This is a genomic window from Sphingomonas cellulosilytica (assembly GCF_052321755.1).
Taxonomy (GTDB): domain Bacteria; phylum Pseudomonadota; class Alphaproteobacteria; order Sphingomonadales; family Sphingomonadaceae; genus Sphingomonas.
Map to the genome: position 1 here is coordinate 259181 of NZ_JBQRTT010000003.1, position 17122 is coordinate 276302.

The 17122-nt window shown below is 69.3% G+C and carries 20 protein-coding genes and 1 riboswitch; of the genes, 2 read left to right on the top strand and 18 right to left on the bottom strand.

The genetic code is table 11. The features are described 5' to 3' along the window. Positions 1-13: 13 nt before the first annotated feature. Complete coding sequence (locus ACTZQ5_RS06485; RefSeq protein WP_443584344.1) at positions 14-652, top strand: DedA family protein; 639 nt, start codon at positions 14-16, stop codon at positions 650-652. Here the strand turns inward: ACTZQ5_RS06485 and ACTZQ5_RS06490 are convergent. From ACTZQ5_RS06490 to ACTZQ5_RS06550, 13 genes are all read right to left on the bottom strand, one after another. After that, complete coding sequence (locus ACTZQ5_RS06490; protein WP_443584345.1) at positions 643-1335, bottom strand: DJ-1/PfpI family protein; 693 nt, start codon at positions 1333-1335, stop codon at positions 643-645. The two genes, ACTZQ5_RS06485 and ACTZQ5_RS06490, sit on opposite strands and share 10 nt — an antisense overlap. A 19-nt stretch (positions 1336-1354) precedes the next feature. Beyond that, positions 1355-1434, bottom strand: a riboswitch (ZMP/ZTP riboswitch). Positions 1435-1440: 6 nt separating this feature from the next. After that, on the bottom strand, positions 1441-2922 hold the full coding sequence (locus ACTZQ5_RS06495) for a glycosyltransferase family protein (RefSeq protein WP_443584346.1): 1482 nt from the start codon (positions 2920-2922) through the stop codon (positions 1441-1443). Positions 2923-3016: 94 nt separating this feature from the next. Further along, on the bottom strand, positions 3017-3502 hold the full coding sequence (locus ACTZQ5_RS06500; protein WP_443584347.1) for a hypothetical protein: 486 nt from the start codon (positions 3500-3502) through the stop codon (positions 3017-3019). Positions 3503-3513: 11 nt separating this feature from the next. After that, the gene (locus ACTZQ5_RS06505) at positions 3514-4050 is read right to left on the bottom strand and encodes a demethoxyubiquinone hydroxylase family protein (protein WP_443584348.1); all 537 of its coding nucleotides are present in this window, start codon (positions 4048-4050) and stop codon (positions 3514-3516) included. Beyond that, positions 4047-4529, bottom strand: a complete 483-nt coding sequence (locus ACTZQ5_RS06510; protein ID WP_443584349.1) for a disulfide bond formation protein B — start codon at positions 4527-4529, stop codon at positions 4047-4049. Before ACTZQ5_RS06510 ends, ACTZQ5_RS06505 begins: the two co-directional genes overlap by 4 nt. Then, entirely contained in the window at positions 4526-5884 is a 1359-nt protein-coding gene (locus ACTZQ5_RS06515) for a S41 family peptidase (protein ID WP_443584350.1), read from the bottom strand. The genes ACTZQ5_RS06510 and ACTZQ5_RS06515 overlap by 4 nt, the downstream gene beginning before the upstream one ends. 116 nt (positions 5885-6000) lie before the next feature. After that, the gene (locus ACTZQ5_RS06520; RefSeq protein ID WP_443584351.1) at positions 6001-7164 is read right to left on the bottom strand and encodes a murein hydrolase activator EnvC family protein; all 1164 of its coding nucleotides are present in this window, start codon (positions 7162-7164) and stop codon (positions 6001-6003) included. Next, entirely contained in the window at positions 7161-7583 is a 423-nt protein-coding gene (locus ACTZQ5_RS06525) for a 23S rRNA (pseudouridine(1915)-N(3))-methyltransferase RlmH (RefSeq protein WP_443584514.1), read from the bottom strand. The genes ACTZQ5_RS06520 and ACTZQ5_RS06525 overlap by 4 nt, the downstream gene beginning before the upstream one ends. 1 nt (position 7584) lies before the next feature. Then, the gene (gene rsfS, locus ACTZQ5_RS06530) at positions 7585-7998 is read right to left on the bottom strand and encodes a ribosome silencing factor (protein WP_504434240.1); all 414 of its coding nucleotides are present in this window, start codon (positions 7996-7998) and stop codon (positions 7585-7587) included. Beyond that, complete coding sequence (locus tag ACTZQ5_RS06535) at positions 7988-8608, bottom strand: nicotinate-nucleotide adenylyltransferase (RefSeq protein ID WP_443584352.1); 621 nt, start codon at positions 8606-8608, stop codon at positions 7988-7990. Before ACTZQ5_RS06535 ends, rsfS begins: the two co-directional genes overlap by 11 nt. Next, positions 8605-8892, bottom strand: coding sequence for a type II toxin-antitoxin system RelE/ParE family toxin (locus ACTZQ5_RS06540; protein WP_443584353.1), 288 nt, complete (start codon positions 8890-8892; stop codon positions 8605-8607). Before ACTZQ5_RS06540 ends, ACTZQ5_RS06535 begins: the two co-directional genes overlap by 4 nt. Then, positions 8889-9143: a hypothetical protein gene (locus tag ACTZQ5_RS06545; protein WP_443584354.1), complete on the bottom strand. Its 255-nt coding sequence runs from the start codon at positions 9141-9143 to the stop codon at positions 8889-8891. The genes ACTZQ5_RS06540 and ACTZQ5_RS06545 overlap by 4 nt, the downstream gene beginning before the upstream one ends. A 31-nt stretch (positions 9144-9174) precedes the next feature. Next, positions 9175-10437: a glutamate-5-semialdehyde dehydrogenase gene (locus ACTZQ5_RS06550; RefSeq protein ID WP_443584516.1), complete on the bottom strand. Its 1263-nt coding sequence runs from the start codon at positions 10435-10437 to the stop codon at positions 9175-9177. 62 nt (positions 10438-10499) lie between these two features. Between ACTZQ5_RS06550 and ACTZQ5_RS06555 the strand changes: the two genes are divergently transcribed. Further along, a complete protein-coding gene (locus ACTZQ5_RS06555) occupies positions 10500-11570 on the top strand; it encodes a DUF3667 domain-containing protein (RefSeq protein WP_443584355.1) in 1071 nt (356 codons plus the stop codon). Positions 11571-11582: 12 nt separating this feature from the next. On the opposite strand, the gene ACTZQ5_RS06560 is transcribed toward ACTZQ5_RS06555, so the two are convergent. The 5 genes from ACTZQ5_RS06560 to ACTZQ5_RS06580 form a co-directional block, all read right to left on the bottom strand. Further along, complete coding sequence (locus ACTZQ5_RS06560; RefSeq protein ID WP_443584356.1) at positions 11583-11948, bottom strand: hypothetical protein; 366 nt, start codon at positions 11946-11948, stop codon at positions 11583-11585. Positions 11949-12032: 84 nt separating this feature from the next. Next, a complete protein-coding gene (gene ftsH, locus ACTZQ5_RS06565) occupies positions 12033-14012 on the bottom strand; it encodes an ATP-dependent zinc metalloprotease FtsH (RefSeq protein WP_443584357.1) in 1980 nt (659 codons plus the stop codon). Positions 14013-14086: 74 nt separating this feature from the next. Further along, positions 14087-15100, bottom strand: a complete 1014-nt coding sequence (tilS, locus tag ACTZQ5_RS06570) for a tRNA lysidine(34) synthetase TilS (protein ID WP_443584358.1) — start codon at positions 15098-15100, stop codon at positions 14087-14089. Continuing rightward, positions 15063-16004, bottom strand: coding sequence for a hypothetical protein (locus ACTZQ5_RS06575; protein WP_443584359.1), 942 nt, complete (start codon positions 16002-16004; stop codon positions 15063-15065). The genes tilS and ACTZQ5_RS06575 overlap by 38 nt, the downstream gene beginning before the upstream one ends. A 75-nt stretch (positions 16005-16079) precedes the next feature. Continuing rightward, a complete protein-coding gene (locus ACTZQ5_RS06580; RefSeq protein WP_443584360.1) occupies positions 16080-17048 on the bottom strand; it encodes a helix-turn-helix domain-containing protein in 969 nt (322 codons plus the stop codon). Positions 17049-17122 lie beyond the last annotated feature (74 nt).

The window sequence follows — 17122 nt, forward strand, 5'->3', positions numbered from 1 at the left end:
AAGCCCCACGCCCATGTTCGAGAAGATCCTGGGCGTCCTTGCCACCTTCACCATCTGGGTGATCTCCAGCGGCGGCTATGTCGGCATCGCGATTCTGATGGCAATTGAAAGCGCGTGCATTCCGCTGCCGTCGGAGATCATCATGCCGTTCGCCGGCTACCTCGTCTCGACGGGGCGGTTCGACCTGTACCTCGCCGCGACCGCGGGGGCGATCGGCTGCAACCTGGGTTCGATCGTCGCCTATGAGGTCGGCAAGCGCGGCGGGCGGCCGGTGGCGGAACGCTGGGGCCGTTACGTGCTGATCGGGCCGGGCGAGCTCGACGCGGCGGACCGTTTCTTCGCGCGCTGGGGCAGCCTTGCCGTGCTGATCGGGCGGCTGCTGCCGGTGATCCGCTCGTTCATCGCCTTCCCGGCCGGCGTCGCGCGCATGCGGCTGGTGCCGTTCCACGTCTATACGTTTATCGGCAGCTGGCCGTGGTGCTTCGGCCTCGCCTGGGTCGGCATGAAGCTGGGCGACAAGTGGGACAGCGACCCGCGCGTCAAGGCGGCCTTCCACCGCGCCGACCTGTTGATCGGCATCGTGCTGGTCGGCCTCGTCGCCTTCTACATCTGGCACCGCGTCCGTGGCCTGAAGCGCACGCCTCAGCCGTAACCGCGCCGTTTCGCCAGCGCGCGCAGATCATCGTCGCGCGTCGGCACCAGCGCCCGCGTCCGCCGCTCGACCGCCGCGACGACTTCCGGCCCGGCGCGCTCGGGCGAGCCGCTGTCGAATGGCGGCCGGGGATCATATTCGAGGCTCAGCTGCACCGCCCGGGCGTGCGCCTCGCCGCGCAGCAATGCGGTCAGCGTCAGCGCGAAGTCGATCCCCGCGGTCACCCCGCCACCGGTGATGCGGTTCCGGTCGATCGCGACGCGCTCCGCGACCGGTTCGGCGCCGAACAGCGGCAGCATGTGGCGCTGCGACCAGTGGCAGCCGGCGCGATACCCCGTCAGCAATCCTGCCGCGCCGAGGATCAGCGAACCCGTGCAGACGCTGGTGATCCAGGTCGCACCGCCACCGATGCTGCTCACCCAATCCATCACCGCATCGTCGGCGATCACGCCATTGACGCCGAAGCCGCCGGGCACGCACAACACGTCGGCGGCCGGCACCTCCGCCAGCGTGGCGGTCGGCTGGATGGCAAAGCCGGCATCGGTCGACACCGGCTCGCGCGTCTTCCACACCAGATCGAGGCGGGCATCGCCGAGTCGCGACAGCACCTGCACCGGCCCGGTCAGGTCGAGTTGCGTGACGTTGGGGAACAGCAGGAAGGCGATACGCAGCGGATCGGTCATGGGCGTCTCCTCTTTGCGAAGCGAATGCCCAGGCGCGCGGCAGCGATGGCCGCGCGCTCCCTTGTGGTGATCCACTCGGCGCCAGTCACGCCCGGCACGCGGATGCTAGACCCGGCGTATGCGCCAGGCAAGCCAGCCCAGCGCGGGCAGTGCGAGCGCGGCCCAGCAGGCGAAGCCGGCCCAGGTGCTCCAGCCGAACCATTCGCTGGGGACGGTACGCAGGAAACCGCCGGCGAAATTGGTCGCGATCACCCACTGCCATACCGGGAAGGTGGTGACGGGCGGCGCGAAGATGTCGGCGGAGGCGATGCAGGCGTTGATCGCGATCGATACGCCCAGCACCATCAGCATCGCCCAGCGTTCGCCGCGCGTGTTCGACCGCATCCATTCCGCGGCGAGGCCGAGCGCAAGCGGCCCGACGGCGGGAATGGCGAAGCGCGGGCCGGTGGTGTTGCCGCCGTCCCAATAGACGTATGCGGCATTGACCAGCAGCACGACCAACGCGCTGCCCGCCGCGGTCAACGCCAAAGCCCGGCGCTGCGGATCACGTCCCCACGCCCACAGGCCGAGCGGCGCCAGCGCCAGCACCGGCGCGACCCAGATCAAGCCGAGGCGGAAGCTGAACAGGATCGATTGCAGCACGCGCGCGCGCGGCATGCCGAGCCCGAACAGGCCCTGGTGCATCCCCTCCCAGCCGACCACCCCGGAATAGCCGACGCGGAACGGCGTACCGAACGCGAGCAGGTTGTAGAGGGCGAGCGGCAGCAGCGCGACCACACCGGCCACCAGCGCCGCGCCGGCCAGCCGCCAGCGGTCCGGCCGTGTCCGCAGCAGCCAGATGCCCCATAGCGCGATCACTCCGCCCGCCAGCACCGCCTGGTGCTCGACCACGACCGCCCAGCCGAGGCTAGCGCCTGCCACGGCGGCCAGCATAGCCGCACGCATTCCCCCGGCCAGCATGCCGCGCCAGATCGCCCACAGCGCCACCACATACAGGTCGGCGACCACGGCATGGCCGAGCAGCGTCGTCGACCATCCCCACACCGGCGTGCCGAGCGCATAGCCCACAGCCGCGAACAGGCCAGCGGCGGCGCTGCCGGTGAGGCCGGTGGCAAGCTCGAACAGCAGCACGGCCGCGAGTGCGGTGAGCACCGCCGGGCCGATCGCGCTGGCGATCCGCGTCCGCAGGCGCAGATAGCGTTCGAAGTCAGCACCGGCGGGAATCGGGCCGAAGCGGCTCGCGCGGTCGCCGGTCACCGCATCGGCGATCCACACCGCCGGCACCGCCATCAGCGTCATGCCGGGCGGCTTGTCGAGATAGGCGTGGCCCGCGAAACTCGCCTTGTCGATCGTCAGATAGGCGAATTCATCGATCGTCGCGTCGCCATCCTCGGCCAGGCTGACCGCCGCGAACAGGCGCGTCGCATTGTTGGCGTTGAGCTCCCACGAGCCGAACCAGGCACAGCTGAACCACACCAGTGCGAACAGCACGATACGCACGGCGCGGAGCGTGCCGGACCGGCGATGCGCCGAGGTGGCCGACAGGGGCTGCGCCGGACGTTCGACGCTTTCGGTGATCGTCGCCAAGTCCGTCCCCCCTCATCGATCCCGACGCCGTTACCGCATCGGGAGAAGCGGGGCTATCGCCGATGGCCCGGGCGACGGAAAGCCACCCCTTGCGTCAGGGGATGCGCGCTTCCTCTGCCTTGCGGGCCTGGTTCTCCTTGCGCGCGGCGCGGGCGTTCTGGACGAAGCAGCCGGTCTGGCCACCGGCGCCGACCGTCGAGCAGGTGCCGATCCCGTTGACGCCGACGCCGGTGTCCAGCGTACCCTGCGCACGGGCCGCCCAGCTTTCGTTCTGCGGCGTCACCTGGAATTCGCGCAACTCCTTGGGCACGCGATATTGCTCGCGCGCGCTGCGCCGTTCGCAGATCACGATTTCCTGCCCGTCGGTGTTGGTCGGGCAGCGTTCGTTGCCGTAGAGGACCAGGACGCCGTTGACCGGCGCGCGCTTGGCGACTTCGCCCGGTGTCTGGATGACCACCGGCTTGGCCGCGCCGGGCTGCGCCGGCTGCGGGCCGACCTGCTGCGCGGCGGCCGGAACCGTCGTCAGCGCCATGGCCGCGATCATGCCCGCCATCGCGATCGTCGTCGTCGTCGCTCGCATATCCGTCCTCTTCAGATCCTCTTCGCCGCCGCGATCGCGACCTTGCATCCCAGGCGGATGAGGCCGCTCAGCACCGGGTAGCCGACCGCATTCTCGGCGCCCGCGGCCAGCGCATGGTCGCGATGCTCCAGCTCCTCCGCCTGGAAATCGGCGATGGCGGTGGAGAGTTCGGGGTCGCTCGATCCCAGTTCGTCCAGCTGATGCTGGTAATGCTTGTCGATCTCCGTCTCCACCGCCGCGGTGCAGGCCATCGCGGCATTGGGGCCGATCGCCGCGGTGATCGCGCCGAGCGCGAAGCCCGCCTTGTCCCAGAAGGGCTGGAACAGGGTCGGCCGCACGCCGCGCCGCGCGATCAGATCGTCGAAGAAGGCGCGGTGCCGCTCTTCCTGGCTCGCCATGTGGTGGATCGCGCGGGCCGCCGGGTGCCGGTCACCCAGCACGGCGAGCTGGCCCGCATAGATGCGCGTCGCGCCATATTCGCCCGCCTGATCGACGCGGATCATCGCCTGCGTCGGTTCGCGCCGGTCGCCGGGTTTCCAGCGGTTCATCGTGCCTTCCTCATGCACCACAAGATAAGCATCGATCCGCCCAATGACAGGATGGCATTGAATCCGGCAAGCGAGACGCCGAACAGCGTCCATTGCGCGGTGTCGCAGCGGACGACCGGCGCATGCATCAGCGCATCGAGGCGCGCCGCCGGCCCCAGCCCACGCAGGTCGACGGTCTGCGTGCAGGCGGTGAAGCCGTTCCACCAATGATATTCGACGCCGGCATGGGCGACGCCGATCGCTCCCGACACCGCGATCAGCAGCGCGGCGAGGATCACGAACGCCTTGGCGATGCTGCGTTGCGGCACCACGAAGGCGAGCAGGGCGAAGGGCAAGGCGGCATAATGCGGCCAGCGCTGCCAATGGCACATCTCGCACGGGTAGAGATGGCCGACCAGCTGCGATCCCCAGGCGCCGGCGAGCAGCGCTGCGGGCAGCAGCAGCGCGATCCAGCGCCCCAGGCGTTCGGACCGGTTCACTTGGCCGCCGGCTTCGCCGCGGGGATCGGCCGCGGCTTGGTCGCCGCCGCCACCTGCGCCGGACCGCCGAGCCGCGCCACCGTCTTCAGCGCATAATAGAGCTGGAAGTCGTCGATGCCCTGCTTCTTGAGCTGGTCCGGCGTCATCGCGAAGCGCGGATCGTCCTTGGTATCCTCCTCGAGGATCTTGTTGTCGGCCTTGACCTCGTTGATGAGGTGGCGGCGCAGGTCCGCCTCGCGGAAGACGGGCCGCGTCTTGATGTCCGGATCGCTGATCTGCGGCACGCGGATATCGGGTTCGATGCCGCCTTCCTGCACGCTGCGGCCCGAGGGGGTGTAATAGCGCGCGGTGGTGAGGCGCAGCGCGGTCTGCGGGCCGAGCTGGAGCAGGGTCTGCACCGATCCCTTGCCGAAGCTGCGTTCGCCCATCACCAGCGCGCGGTGATGGTCCTGCAGCGCGCCGGCGACGATCTCGGAGGCGGACGCGGTGCCCGGGTTGGTCAGCACGACGACCGGCAGGCCGTGCGCATCGTCGCCCGGCTTGGCGAAGTAGCGCTCGATGTCGCTCTTTTCACGGCCGCGCTGCGAGACGATCTCGCCATGATCGAGGAAGGCGTCACTGACCGCGATCGCCTGGGTCAGCAGGCCGCCGCCATTGTCGCGCAGGTCGACGACATAGCCCAGCGGCCGGTGGCCGAGACTCTTGTCGATCGCCATGATCGCGGCGCGCGTGTCGGCACCGGTCGATTCGGAGAAGGTGTTGATGTTGATGTAGCCGACATCGCCGCGCACCTCCCACTTCACCGGCTTCTGGACGATCACCTCGCGGTTCATCGTCACCTCCACCGGCTTGTCCTGGCCGGGGCGGACCAGCGTCAGGCTGATCTTGGTGCCGGGCTTGCCGCGCATCAGGCCGATCGCCTCATCCAGCGTGTCGCCGTAGATCAGCTTGCCGTCGATATGGGTGATGTAGTCGCCCGATTTCACACCGGCGCGCCAGGCGGGTGTATCCTCCTGCGGCGCCACCACCTTGACCGCGCCATCCTCCATCTGGACGGTGAGGCCGAGGCCGCCGTAATTGCCCTCGGTCTGGATACGCAGGTTCTCGTAATCGAGTGCGTCGACGTAGCTCGAATGCGGATCGAGGCTGGCGAGCATGCCCTGGATCGCGCCCTTGATGAGCTTCTGGTCGTCGACCTTGTCGACATAATCCGCCTTGATGCGGTTGAAGACGTCGAGGAACTGGTCGAATTCGCGATAGGTATCGGTGTCCACCGCCGCCATCGCCTGCGTGGCGAGCGGGATGAGGGACAGCGAACCGAGGATTGCGGTCGCGGTAAGCAGCGGACGGGCCATCGATCATCCTGAAGGCGGCGAGAAAACCGCGCACGTTTAGCCGTATTCTGGGGCCAGAGCAAAGCGCAGCACGGCTGAACGGGGGCTGACGGAGCGATACCCGCCGATGCGCTGCGTCAGCCGAGCAGCGCGGCGATGTCCATCGGGCGGCCGCGGCGGCGCAGTTCGACGGTCACGCGCGGTTCCTCGCCGCCGGCCGCGCTGCCGATGCGGGTGCCGGCGGCCACCCTCTGCCCGCGCCGTACCTGCGCTGCGCCCAAGCCGGTGACGAGGCTGGTCCAGCCATCGGCATGGTCGATGATGACGATGACGCCATAGCCGCGGAACGGCCGCGCATAGCGGACGAGGCCGCCGGCGGGGGCGACGACGGGCGCACCCGGCGCGACGGCAAAGGTCAGCCCGCGCGAGCGGACGCCGGCGTCGGACACTTCGTCGAGCCCGATCACCAGCCGGCCAAGCACCGGCAGGCGATAGACGCCGCGCATCGCCGCGGGCCGTTGCGCGCCGGGTGCGAGCGGGCGCGGCAGCGGCCCAGGCAGCGCGGCGAGTTCGGCCGCGGTCGCCTGTGCGGCATCGCCCTCCCCCAGCGCATCGACGAGGTCGCGCGCGCGTTCGCCGAGCGCCAGCGCCCGATCCGATTCGCTCATCGCATCGCGGCCCAACGAGCCGGCGCGGGCGCGGTGGCTCGCCTCCAGACGGGCGAGTGCGATCCGGTCCGCTTCCAGGCGGGCGCGCCCCTGGCGCAGCGCGGCCGCGGCCAGGGCAGCGCTGCCCTCCAGCGCGCGGGTACGGGCGATCGCGCCGCGCACCGCATCGGTGCGGGCGCGGACCACCGGCAACGCGCCGCCGAGCACGGCGCGGACGTGGACGAGGTCGTCGACCGATCCCGGCTGGGCGAGCGCCGCCACCGTCGGACGCCGTGCAAGCGCCACCAGCGCGGCGAGCAACCGGGCGACCGGTGCCTGTTGCCGCCCCAGTGCCTGCTGCTGGTCGGCGAGCAGGCGGCCGACGATCGCCTGCCGTGCGCCCGCGGCGGCGAGTGTCGCCTCCGCCGCCTCCACCCGCGCGGCGAGGGCGGCCTCCTGCCCCCGCGCCCTGTCGGCGGCATCGCGTTCGGCCACCGCCTTGCGGGCGAGGTCGTCTGCCCGGCGCGCGGCGACGGCGGCATCCCGCTTGGCGGCGGCGAGGCGCTGGCGCTGGTCGGGCAGCGACCGGCCGTAGGCGGGAAGAGCGAGCGCGATCAGGGCGAGGCAACAGGCTGCGCGGCGCGGCACGCTCATCCCTCCCGATGATAGGGATGCCCCGCGAGGATCGCCGTCGCGCGGAACAGTTGCTCGGCGAGCATGGCGCGCGCCAGCATATGCGGCCAGGTGGCGCGGCCGAACGACAGCAACAGATCCGCTCCGGCACGCTCGGCATCGTCGAAGCCGTCCGCCGCGCCGATCATGAAGCGCACCTCGCGCGTGCCGGTATCGCGCCACTGTTCGAGACGGCGGGCGAACGCCATCGATCCCAGCACCTCGCCGGTTTCGTCCAGCATCACCCGGATCGTCTGCGCCTCGACCGGCGGCAGCTTGCCACCGGTATCGGGCAGTTCGGTGACACGCGTCGGCCAGGTGATCCGCTTGAGGTAGCGCATCACCAGCTCGGCCTCGGGCGAGCGCCCGATCTTTCCACGCGCCACGATATGAAGGAGGATATCAGGCCTCTGGATCGGTCTGCGGCAGCGGCTTCAGCGACGACGACACGGTATCGCCGAACTGCCACATCCGCTCGAGATTGTAGAAGGTGCGCACCTCGGGCCGGAACAGGTGGACGATGACGTCATTGGCGTCGATCAGCACCCAGTCGGCGGTCGGCAATCCCTCGATCCGCACGCTGCGGCCGAAATCCGCCTTGATCTTTTCGGCGAGCTTGGCCGCCATCGAGGCGACCTGCCGCGTCGAACGGCCGCTCGCGATCACCATATGGTCGGCGATCGACGATTTGCCGGCGAGCGGGATGGAGATCACCTCCTCCGCCTGATCGTCGTCGAGCGACGCCATGATGAGCCGGTGCAGCGCCTCGACCTCGGCCGGATCGGCCGGCCGCACGGCTGGGGTATTACTCGCCAAGGGTACTCCTGGGTTGCTGGGCCGGATGGCGCCGGTGCCAGTCGGGATCGGCCGCGCGGGCCGCGGTGGCGGAGGTCGGGTCGGGGCGGAAGCGCAACAGCACGAGTGCCGGCAATCTCCACGTCGTCCAATGCTTCGCCTGGCCTGCGGGCCGTTGGAAGCGCCGCAGCCAACCCATCGCGACGCTCGCGCGGGCCTGCCCGTCATACCCCGGACGCGCGATCACCGCAATCGGCATCGTGCGCGCGATCTCCCGCCAGCCGCGCCAGCGATGGAATTGCGCCAGATTGTCCCCGCCCATCAGCCAGATGAACCGACGCCGGGGGTAGCGGCGCTGCAGCTTGCGCAACGTGTCGAGCGTGTAGCGGGTGTGCAGCCGCGCCTCGATATCGGTGGCGCGGATCGGCGCCCGCCGCGCCTGTCGCCGCGCGGACGCCAGCCGTGCGGCAAGTGGCGCCATGTCGGTCGCGCCCGCCTTCAACGGATTGCCCGGCGACACCAGCCACCACGCCTCGTCGAGATCGAGTGCACGGATCGCGGCGAGCGTGATCCCGCGATGCCCCCGGTGCGCCGGGTTGAACGATCCACCGAGCAGGCCGGTAGAGATCATGCCTTGGGCCGCCGCCAGTTTTCGCGGCCGTTATAGGCGCGCAGGATTTCCACGTGCGTTTCCGTCACGCGATAGATCAGGATGAAGTCCGTGCGCGGGATGCGCCATTTGCGTTCGATGCCATCGACGACTGCGCCAGCTCCCGGAAACTCGGCGAGGAAGCGGCCGGCCGCGATCGCCGCCCGCCCGATCTCGTCGGCGAAATCACGATCCCGTGCGGCATTGAAATCGTCGATGCGGGCAAGATCCGCTTTGGCGCGCGGCGACCAGACGGTGCGCATCATCCGCGACGGCGTGCGGCGATGCGCTCCTCGATCCAGGCTTCCATTTCGTCCTGGCTGATGCCGCCTTCGCGATCAATGGAGTCGATGCCGTCCTGGATGAAAGCTCGCAGTTCGGCATCATGTTCGGCCACCTTGCGAATGGCTTCCGCCGCGAACTGTTCACCGCTGATGCCGCGCGCTTTCGCCAGATCCTCGACCATGGCGAGCGTTGCCGGATCGAGTGGCGCGGTGATCGATGCCGGAGCGTTCATCCCCGCAACCTACGCCCGCGCCCTGCCCACATCAACCGCGCACCTGCCCCGCGCCGCGGCCGATCCATTTGTAGGTGGTCAGCCCCTCCAGCGCGACGGGTCCGCGCGCGTGCAGGCGGCCGGTGGCGATGCCGATCTCGGCGCCCAGGCCGAATTCGCCGCCGTCGGCGAACTGCGTCGAGGCGTTCCACAGCACGATCGCCGAATCCACCTGCGCCAGGAACCGTTCGGCGGTCGCAGCATCGGCGGCGACGATCGCGTCGGTATGATGGGAACCATAGCGGGCGATGTGCGCCATCGCCTGCTCCACCCCATCGACCATCGCCACCGAGCAGATCGCGTCGAGATATTCCGTGTTCCAGTCCGTCTCTTCTGCGGACGCGGTGCCCGGCGCGATCGCCTGCGCCCCGGCATCGCCACGCACCTCGCAGCCGGCATCGCGCAATGCCGCGATGAGACCGCTGGCATCCGCATAGGCACGGTCGATCAACAGCGTCTCCATCGACCCGCAGATGCCGGTGCGGCGCATCTTGGCATCGACGACGATGCGACGCGCCATCGTGGGTTCGGCGGAGCCATCGACATAGACGTGGTTGATCCCGTCCAGATGGGCGAGCACCGGCACGCGCGCCTCCGCCTGGACGCGCGCGACGAGGCTCTTGCCGCCGCGCGGCACGACGAGGTCGATGGCGCCATCCGCCGCGAGCATCGCGCCGACCGCGGCACGATCGGTGGTCGGCACCAGCTGCACCACGTCCGCGGGCAGACCCGCCTCCGCAAAGCCCGCCGACAGCGCCGTATGGATCGCGCGATTGCTGTGCACCGCCTCCGACCCGCCGCGCAGGATCGCGGCATTGCCCGCCATCACGCACAGCGCGGCGGCATCGGCGGTGACGTTGGGGCGCGATTCGTAGATGATGCCGATGACGCCGATCGGCACGCGGACGCGGCTGAGCTGCAAGCCATTGGGCCGTTCCGCACGATCGATCGTCCGCCCGACCGGATCGGCGAGCCCCGCCACCGCCTCGACACCGGCAGCCATGCCGTCGACGCGGGCGGGATCCAGCTTCAGCCGGTCGAGCAGCGCGCCCAAGAGCCCCCGCGCCTCACCCGCTGCCATGTCACGGGCATTGGCGGCGAGGATCGCGTCCGCATCGGCGCGCAACCGTGCCGCGGCGGCACGGAGCCCCGCGGCCTTGGCAGGGGTCGGCAAGCTTGCCACCGTGCGCGATGCGATCCGGGCGCGGCGGCCCATCTCGGCGATCAATTCGTTCGGATTTTCCATATCGGCCATAGCGTTCGTTACCATGCGATCCCCTCTCGCGCCATGTCCGGACGCTTGCTAGGCTGGTATGCATGTCGGGGGATATCGCAGCAGCAGGGGACTTCATCACGGGCGCGCTCGCCGCGCGCGCGGTGGAGCCGCACGCCGGGGACACGCAGGGTCATGCCGATGGAGGGTTATGCCTCAATTGCGGTACGCGGCTGATCGGCGCGCATTGCCACGCCTGCGGCCAATCCGGTCACGTCCACCGCACGATCGGTGCGATCGGCCATGAGATCGCCCACGGCGTGTTCCATTTCGAAGGCAAGATCTGGCGCACGCTGCCGATGCTCGTCTGGCGGCCGGGCGACCTGACCCGCCGCTACGTCGCGGGCGAGCGAGCGCGGTTCGTATCGCCGCTCGCGGTATTCCTGTTCACCGTGTTCCTGATGTTCGCGACGATCAGCGCGCTGGGTGGCGACATCGCCGAACTGGTGACGCCGGAGCGGATCAGCAGCAACATCGTCGGCTTCGCCCGCGGGGTGGAAAAGGCGCAGGCGGGGCTCGACAAGGCCGAGACGCAGCGCGCCAGGCTGGCCGCGCAGGGTAAGCCGACGCGCGAGGTGGATCAGGAGATCGCCGCCCTGCGCACCACGATCGCCGCGCTCAAGCGGACCCAGGCAGGCGATGGCCCGAACGACCAGTTCACGCTGACCAACGCCAAAACCGGCTGGACGGCGCTGGACCATGGCATCGCAAAGGCGAACAAGAACCCCGGCCTCGCGCTCTACAAGCTGCAGACCAGCGCCTATAAGTACAGCTGGCTGCTCATCCCGATCTCGACGCCCTTCGTGGCGCTGATGTTCCTGTGGCGGCGACGGTTCGGCCTGTACGACCATGCGATCTTCGTCACCTACAGCCTCGCCTTCATGATGCTGATGGTGATCGCGCTGATGCTGATCGGCGTTGCGGGAATCGGCGCAGGCTGGATCGTGCTCGGCGTGTTCGTCATCCCGCCGATGCACATGTTCCGCCAGCTGCGCGGCGCCTACAGCCTGCGCAAGCGCTCGGCGCTGTGGCGTACCGTGGTGTTGCTCGTCTTCGCCTGGACCGCGCTCATCACCTTCGCGCTGCTGCTGGCGATGCACGGATTGACCGACTGACGGGAGCGGCGATCAACACGGAAAGCGCTTCGCCAGCACCTTTGCATAGCCGTCCTTGAGCGGCAGCCGCTTTTCGGCGGGGGAGAGCGCGTCGAGGCCGGTGAGCATGTCGAGGATGCCGATCTTTTCGCCGTCGGGCATGCAGGCGATCGGCGCCTTGCCGGCCGCCTTGCGTGCCGCGCCCTCGGCGCGGAGCTGGCGGGTGGCGGCGTCGGCCTCCGCTTTCAGGACCTGATAATCGGGGTTGGTGAAGGCGGTGAAGGGGTTGGCGCGCAGCGGCGCGGCCTTTGCCAGGAAGGTGCCGACACTCATCGCCGCAGACGCCGGCGCGGCGAGCCCGAGCGAAACAGCGAGGGCGATCAGGACCTTATACGACATCGGCGGCACTCCCAGGGGAATGCCGCCGATTAGGCGTGTCATGCTGACGGGTGGCTGAACCGCCCCCGTGTCCTGCCCGTGCCGTCAGGCGCCAAGCGGGCTCGGCTGGCCGAACGGACCGCCGGGACGGCGCGTCTTGGGGATCGAGGTGCCGGCCCGCGGCACGCTCGCCTTGGGACCCGATGGATCGGGGCGACCGAGATCCTCGCCGGCGATCAGCTTCTTGATCTCGTCGCCCGACAGCGTCTCATATTCGAGCAGGGCACCGGCAAGCAGGTGGAGCTGGTCGACGTGGTCCGTCAGCAGCTGCTTGGCACGGGTCAGTCCGCCTTCGACGATGCCCTTGATCTCGTCGTCGATCAGCTGGGCGGTGGCATTCGACATGCGCACCGGCTGGCTGGACGAATAGCCGAGGAAGGATTCACCCTCCGGCTGGGCATATTCCACCGGGCCGACCTTGTCGGACATGCCCCATTTGGTGACCATGTCGCGGGCAAGGCCGGTCGCATATTGGATGTCGCCCGACGCGCCGCTCGATACCTTGTCGTAGCCGAAGATGATCTCTTCGGCGACGCGGCCGCCCATTGCCACCGCAAGGTTCGCGTACATCTTGTCGCGATGGTAGCTGTAGCTGTCGCGCTCCGGCAGGCGCATCACCATGCCCAGGGCACGGCCGCGCGGGATGATCGTCGCCTTGTGGATCGGGTCGGACGCCTGCTCGTGGATCGAGACGATGGCATGGCCCGCCTCGTGATAGGCGGTCATCCGCTTCTCGTCCTCGGTCATCACCATGCTGCGACGCTCGGCGCCCATCATGACCTTGTCCTTGGCCTCTTCGAACTCAGCCATCGCGACGAGGCGCTTGCCCTTGCGCGCGCCCATCAGCGCGGCTTCGTTGACGAGGTTGGCGAGGTCGGCGCCCGAGAAGCCCGGCGTCCCGCGCGCGATGACGCGGGAATCGACGTCGGGCGCCAGCGGCACCTTCTTCATGTGCACTTCGAGGATCTTGACACGGCCCTCGATATCCGGCCGCGGCACGACCACCTGGCGGTCGAAGCGGCCCGGGCGGAGCAGCGCCGGATCGAGCACGTCGGGGCGGTTGGTCGCCGCGACGATGATGATCCCTTCGTTCGCCTCGAACCCGTCCATCTCGACCAGCAGCTGGTTGAGCGTCTGTTCCCGCTCGTCGTTGCCGTTGCCGAGGCCGGCACCGCGATGGCGGCCGACCGCGTCGATCTCGTCGATGAAGACGATGCAGGGGGCCGACTTCTTGGCCTGCTCGAACATGTCGCGGACGCGGCTGGCGCCGACGCCGACGAACATCTCGACGAAGTCAGAGCCCGAAATCGTGAAGAACGGCACGCCCGCCTCACCCGCGATGGCGCGGGCGAGCAGCGTCTTGCCGGTGCCCGGCGATCCGACCAGCAGCGCGCCCTTGGGGATCTTGCCGCCCAGGCGCGCGAACTTGGTCGGGTCCTTCAGGAAGTCGACGATCTCGGTCAATTCGCTGCGCGCCTCGTCGATGCCGGCGACGTCGTCGAAGGTGACCTTGCCTTCCTTCTGCGTCAGCATCCGCGCACGGCTCTTGCCGAAGCCCATCGCGCCGCCGCCGGTGTTCTTCTGCATCTGCTTCAGCACGAAAAAGGCGATGCCGAGGAAGAGCAGGAAGGGCAGCGAGTTGATGAGCAGATACTGCCAGATCGAGGTGCCCTCGTCCGGCTTGGCCGAGATCGACACGTTCTTCTGGCGCAGATGCTGCACCAGCGACGGATCGGCGATCGGATAGGTGCGGAACTTGTCGCCGCTCGAATAGGTGCCGGAAATCACGTCGCGGCTGATCGCGACATCCTTGACGGTGCCTTCGTCGACCTGATCGAGGAATTTGGAATAGGCGATCGTGTTGCCGCCCGCCGTGCTGGTGCGGCCGTCGAACATGGTCACGAACAAGGCCAGCGCGAGGAGGATGCCGACCCAGATCAGCAGGCTCTTCATCCAGGGATTTCCGCCCCCGTTGCCACCATCATTGCCGCCATCGCCACGCGGCTGCTTGTCGTTGTCGTTCATGGAAAGCCTTTCAGCCGCCAAGATAGGCGCATGGAGGTTAATGGCAATGGAACGGGAGCCCGGATTTACACCGATCAAGCGTTGCGACGGGCCGGCGCGGGCCGAAATCGCCACAATTCGCCCTGCGGCATGGCCAGGACGCCCGCCTGGGTCGCGCGCTTGCCCACCGCCAGCGCATCGAGCAACGCCTCGATATTGGCCGAGTCGCTCCAGCGCGGCGCCACCACGTCCGCCGATTCGATGACCCGGCCGATCGCCCGCCGTGCCAGCCGCCGCCTGAGTTCGCGCGGCAGGCCCGTCACGTCGATCCGGATGCCCCGCCCGCTCGGGCTCGCCCGCTCCGCCCACAGCCAGTCGACGATCGCGCGCACGTCGCCGTCCGCCTCCGCCAGTGCGGCCGCCGATCGGGCGAGCTGCGGCGGCCCGAGCCATTCGTTGGCGTCGAGCAGCCGGCGGAAGCGGGTGCGATCGTGGGCGGGATCATGGTTGGAGGGATCGTCGACGAACGGCACCTCCGCCCGGCGCACGATCGCGCGCAATTCGGCCCGTCGCCATTCCAGCACCGGCCGCACCACCACTACCCCCTCGATCACCGCACGCGGCCTGACGCCGGCGAGCCCCGCGATCCCCGATCCGCGCGCCGCGCGCATCAGAAAGGTTTCGGCCTGATCGTCGACATGATGCGCGGTCGCCAGCGCCTCCGCCCCGATCGCCTGGGCGTGGGCGGCGAGCAGGCGATAGCGGGCATGACGCGCCGCCGCCTGGATGCTGGCACCGGCGATCGGCACCTCGGGCACCAGCGTCGCGTGCGGCACGCCCAGCGTCGCGCAATGCGTGGCGACCATCGCCGCCTCTGCCGCCGCCTGGGGCCGCAACCGGTGATCCACCGTGGCGACGGCGATGCCGCCGGGAAAGGCAGCGTGGGCAAGCGTCAGCATTGCCATGCTGTCCGGCCCGCCGGACACGGCAAGCAACACTCGCGCACGCACGGGCTCGCCCAGCGCGCGCGTCAGATCGTGGTGGAACCGCTCCGCCTCCTGGGCGAAGGGGTCACTTGCACTTGGCGGCGGTACGGCCCTTCTCGACATCGGCCTTCATGCTCGAAGAGATCTTGGTGCCATAGACGTCGGTCAGCTCGCCATAGACCTTGCAGGCATCGGCCGGCTTGTTGAGCTTCATCAGCGCCTGGGCGAGATAATAGAGGCTGTCGGGCGCGCGTTCGCCGTCCGGCATCTTCTTGTAATTGTCGTAGAAGGCCATGGAGGCGAGGCTAGGCTTGCCTTCGTCCAGATAGGCGCGGCCGAGCAGGTTCTGCGCATAGCTCGCCCGGCGGTGCTTGGGATAGGTGGCGACCACCTTCTTGAGCTGCGCCTCCGCCTCGGGATATTGCTTCGCGGTCCACAGGCGGTAGCCGTAGAGATATTCGTCCTCCGGCGTATCGCCGCTCGACGGCTTGTCGACCTTGGCTGCGCTGGCCGACGGCGCGGTGTCGCCGGCTGCGGCGACCGCGGCCGGAGTGGCAGTGACCGGAGTCCGCGTCGGCCGCGCCGGCGCATCGCTGCCGATACCATCGTCGCCCAGCGGCGCGGACGCCGACGCGCCGGCCAGCGCCGGCGTCGTCGCCAGCGATTGCAGCTTACCGTCGGTGGTGCGCTTGTACGCCTCGAACTGGTCCTGCAGCTGGCGCAGTTTGTAGCCGTTTTGCTCGATCTGGTTGGTCATCGACGCGAGCTGCTGTTCGAGCGCGGTGACGCGGCTGGTCAGGTCGGCGACGGCGCTGGTCGCGGGCACCCCGCCGATGCTCTGCGGCGTATCGGGGCGGGTGATCTCGGGCTGGAGATACTGGCCGGCCCCGCCCGGAAAGACCTTGCGCTGCACCGCGCGCATCTCGCTCTCGAGCTTGCCGACGCGGCCCTCGACATTGCTCTGCGCCGTGGCGGCGGCCGGGATCAGGATGGTGGAGGCGGCAAGCGCCCAGATGATCGTACGCATGGTCAAGGCACCCCCCGGCGCGACATTGGTGGATTAACGGGCGTCATAGCTGCATCCGCGCACCTGTCGCCAGCCTTAAGGTGCCGACGAATTGCCAGTCGCCGCAGGTTCTTGGCTCGATTGCAGGTTGGCGCGTGCCGTGTCGTCCTCGGCGGCACGAGAGGTCCGACGCTCGCGGCGCGGCCGGTCCGTCTCACGCCCACTCTCCCGCGCCGTCTCGCGGGACGCCGCGGCGCTGGGCGAGGGCGTCGGCGCCGGCTGACCGGCGAGCCGCGCCGCGATCGCCGGGCCGCTGACCCGCACGTCCTTGATCGCGCGGCTGCCATCGCCCAGCGGCGGGATCGCCGACCCGTTCAGCGTCACCGCCAGCTTGTCCGGACGGCCGACGTTGATCTTGGGATCGTTGGCGCCCGCGGGCACCACGAAGCGTTCGCCCGGCTTCATCGTGCCGAGGTACAGCGTCTTGTTGTCGGCGTCGTAGACGCGCAGCCAGACTTCGTCATTGGCGGTCAGCACCACCTCGCCGCCGGTCGGCGCGGCCGGCGATGCGGCTGGCGTCGGCTTGGGCGCGATCGTCTGCGCGACGACAACTTCGTCGGCGGGCGCACTCGTCTGCGGGCGGAACAGGCCGGTGCCATACCACAGGCCGACAAGGATCAGCACGGCGAGCGCGATGCCGACGCCCAGCGCTGCGACCCCGCGCGAGGGCACGCGGGCCGGATCGGCCGTCTCGTACGGCACATATTCGGGCTGGCGCGGCCCCAGCCGGTCGAGCTCGCGGCGCACGTCCTGTGCGATGGCGACCTCGTCGACGCCGACGGCGCGCGCATAGGCCTTGGAAAAACCCATCGCATAGGTCGGCGAGGGCAGTGCCGTATAATCGCCCGCTTCCAGTGCCTCCAGGTGGCGCTGCGGCACGCGGGTGCGCGCGGCGACCTCCGCCAGGCTCAGCCCCCGGCTGTCCCGCGCATCACGCAACCGCTCGCCCGGCCGGGCCGGGGGAACAGGGTTCGGGTTGGGCTGGCCGGGATCGACCTCGTCCATTCGTGTCTCCAAGGGAGGGTGCGCTGACGGGCGCGACATTCCTCCATGCCTTACGGCAAGTCAACGCAAGCGCC

Bases quoted from the DNA above. Each gene is read 5' to 3' on its own strand.
- ACTZQ5_RS06485 (WP_443584344.1), top strand. From the start codon at position 14: ATGTTCGAGAAGATCCTGGGCGTCCTTGCCACCTTCACCATCTGGGTG.
- ACTZQ5_RS06490 (WP_443584345.1), bottom strand. From the start codon at position 1,335: ATGACCGATCCGCTGCGTATCGCCTTCCTGCTGTTCCCCAACGTCACG.
- ACTZQ5_RS06500 (WP_443584347.1), bottom strand. From the start codon at position 3,502: ATGCGAGCGACGACGACGACGATCGCGATGGCGGGCATGATCGCGGCC.
- ACTZQ5_RS06505 (WP_443584348.1), bottom strand. From the start codon at position 4,050: ATGAACCGCTGGAAACCCGGCGACCGGCGCGAACCGACGCAGGCGATG.
- ACTZQ5_RS06515 (WP_443584350.1), bottom strand. From the start codon at position 5,884: ATGGCCCGTCCGCTGCTTACCGCGACCGCAATCCTCGGTTCGCTGTCC.
- ACTZQ5_RS06520 (WP_443584351.1), bottom strand. From the start codon at position 7,164: ATGAGCGTGCCGCGCCGCGCAGCCTGTTGCCTCGCCCTGATCGCGCTC.
- ACTZQ5_RS06535 (WP_443584352.1), bottom strand. From the start codon at position 8,608: ATGATCTCTACCGGCCTGCTCGGTGGATCGTTCAACCCGGCGCACCGG.
- ACTZQ5_RS06540 (WP_443584353.1), bottom strand. From the start codon at position 8,892: ATGATGCGCACCGTCTGGTCGCCGCGCGCCAAAGCGGATCTTGCCCGC.
- ACTZQ5_RS06545 (WP_443584354.1), bottom strand. From the start codon at position 9,143: ATGAACGCTCCGGCATCGATCACCGCGCCACTCGATCCGGCAACGCTC.
- ACTZQ5_RS06550 (WP_443584516.1), bottom strand. From the start codon at position 10,437: ATGGCCGATATGGAAAATCCGAACGAATTGATCGCCGAGATGGGCCGC.
- ACTZQ5_RS06555 (WP_443584355.1), top strand. From the start codon at position 10,500: ATGTCGGGGGATATCGCAGCAGCAGGGGACTTCATCACGGGCGCGCTC.
- ACTZQ5_RS06560 (WP_443584356.1), bottom strand. From the start codon at position 11,948: ATGTCGTATAAGGTCCTGATCGCCCTCGCTGTTTCGCTCGGGCTCGCC.
- ftsH (WP_443584357.1), bottom strand. From the start codon at position 14,012: ATGAACGACAACGACAAGCAGCCGCGTGGCGATGGCGGCAATGATGGT.
- tilS (WP_443584358.1), bottom strand. From the start codon at position 15,100: ATGTCGAGAAGGGCCGTACCGCCGCCAAGTGCAAGTGACCCCTTCGCC.
- ACTZQ5_RS06575 (WP_443584359.1), bottom strand. From the start codon at position 16,004: ATGCGTACGATCATCTGGGCGCTTGCCGCCTCCACCATCCTGATCCCG.
- ACTZQ5_RS06580 (WP_443584360.1), bottom strand. From the start codon at position 17,048: ATGGACGAGGTCGATCCCGGCCAGCCCAACCCGAACCCTGTTCCCCCG.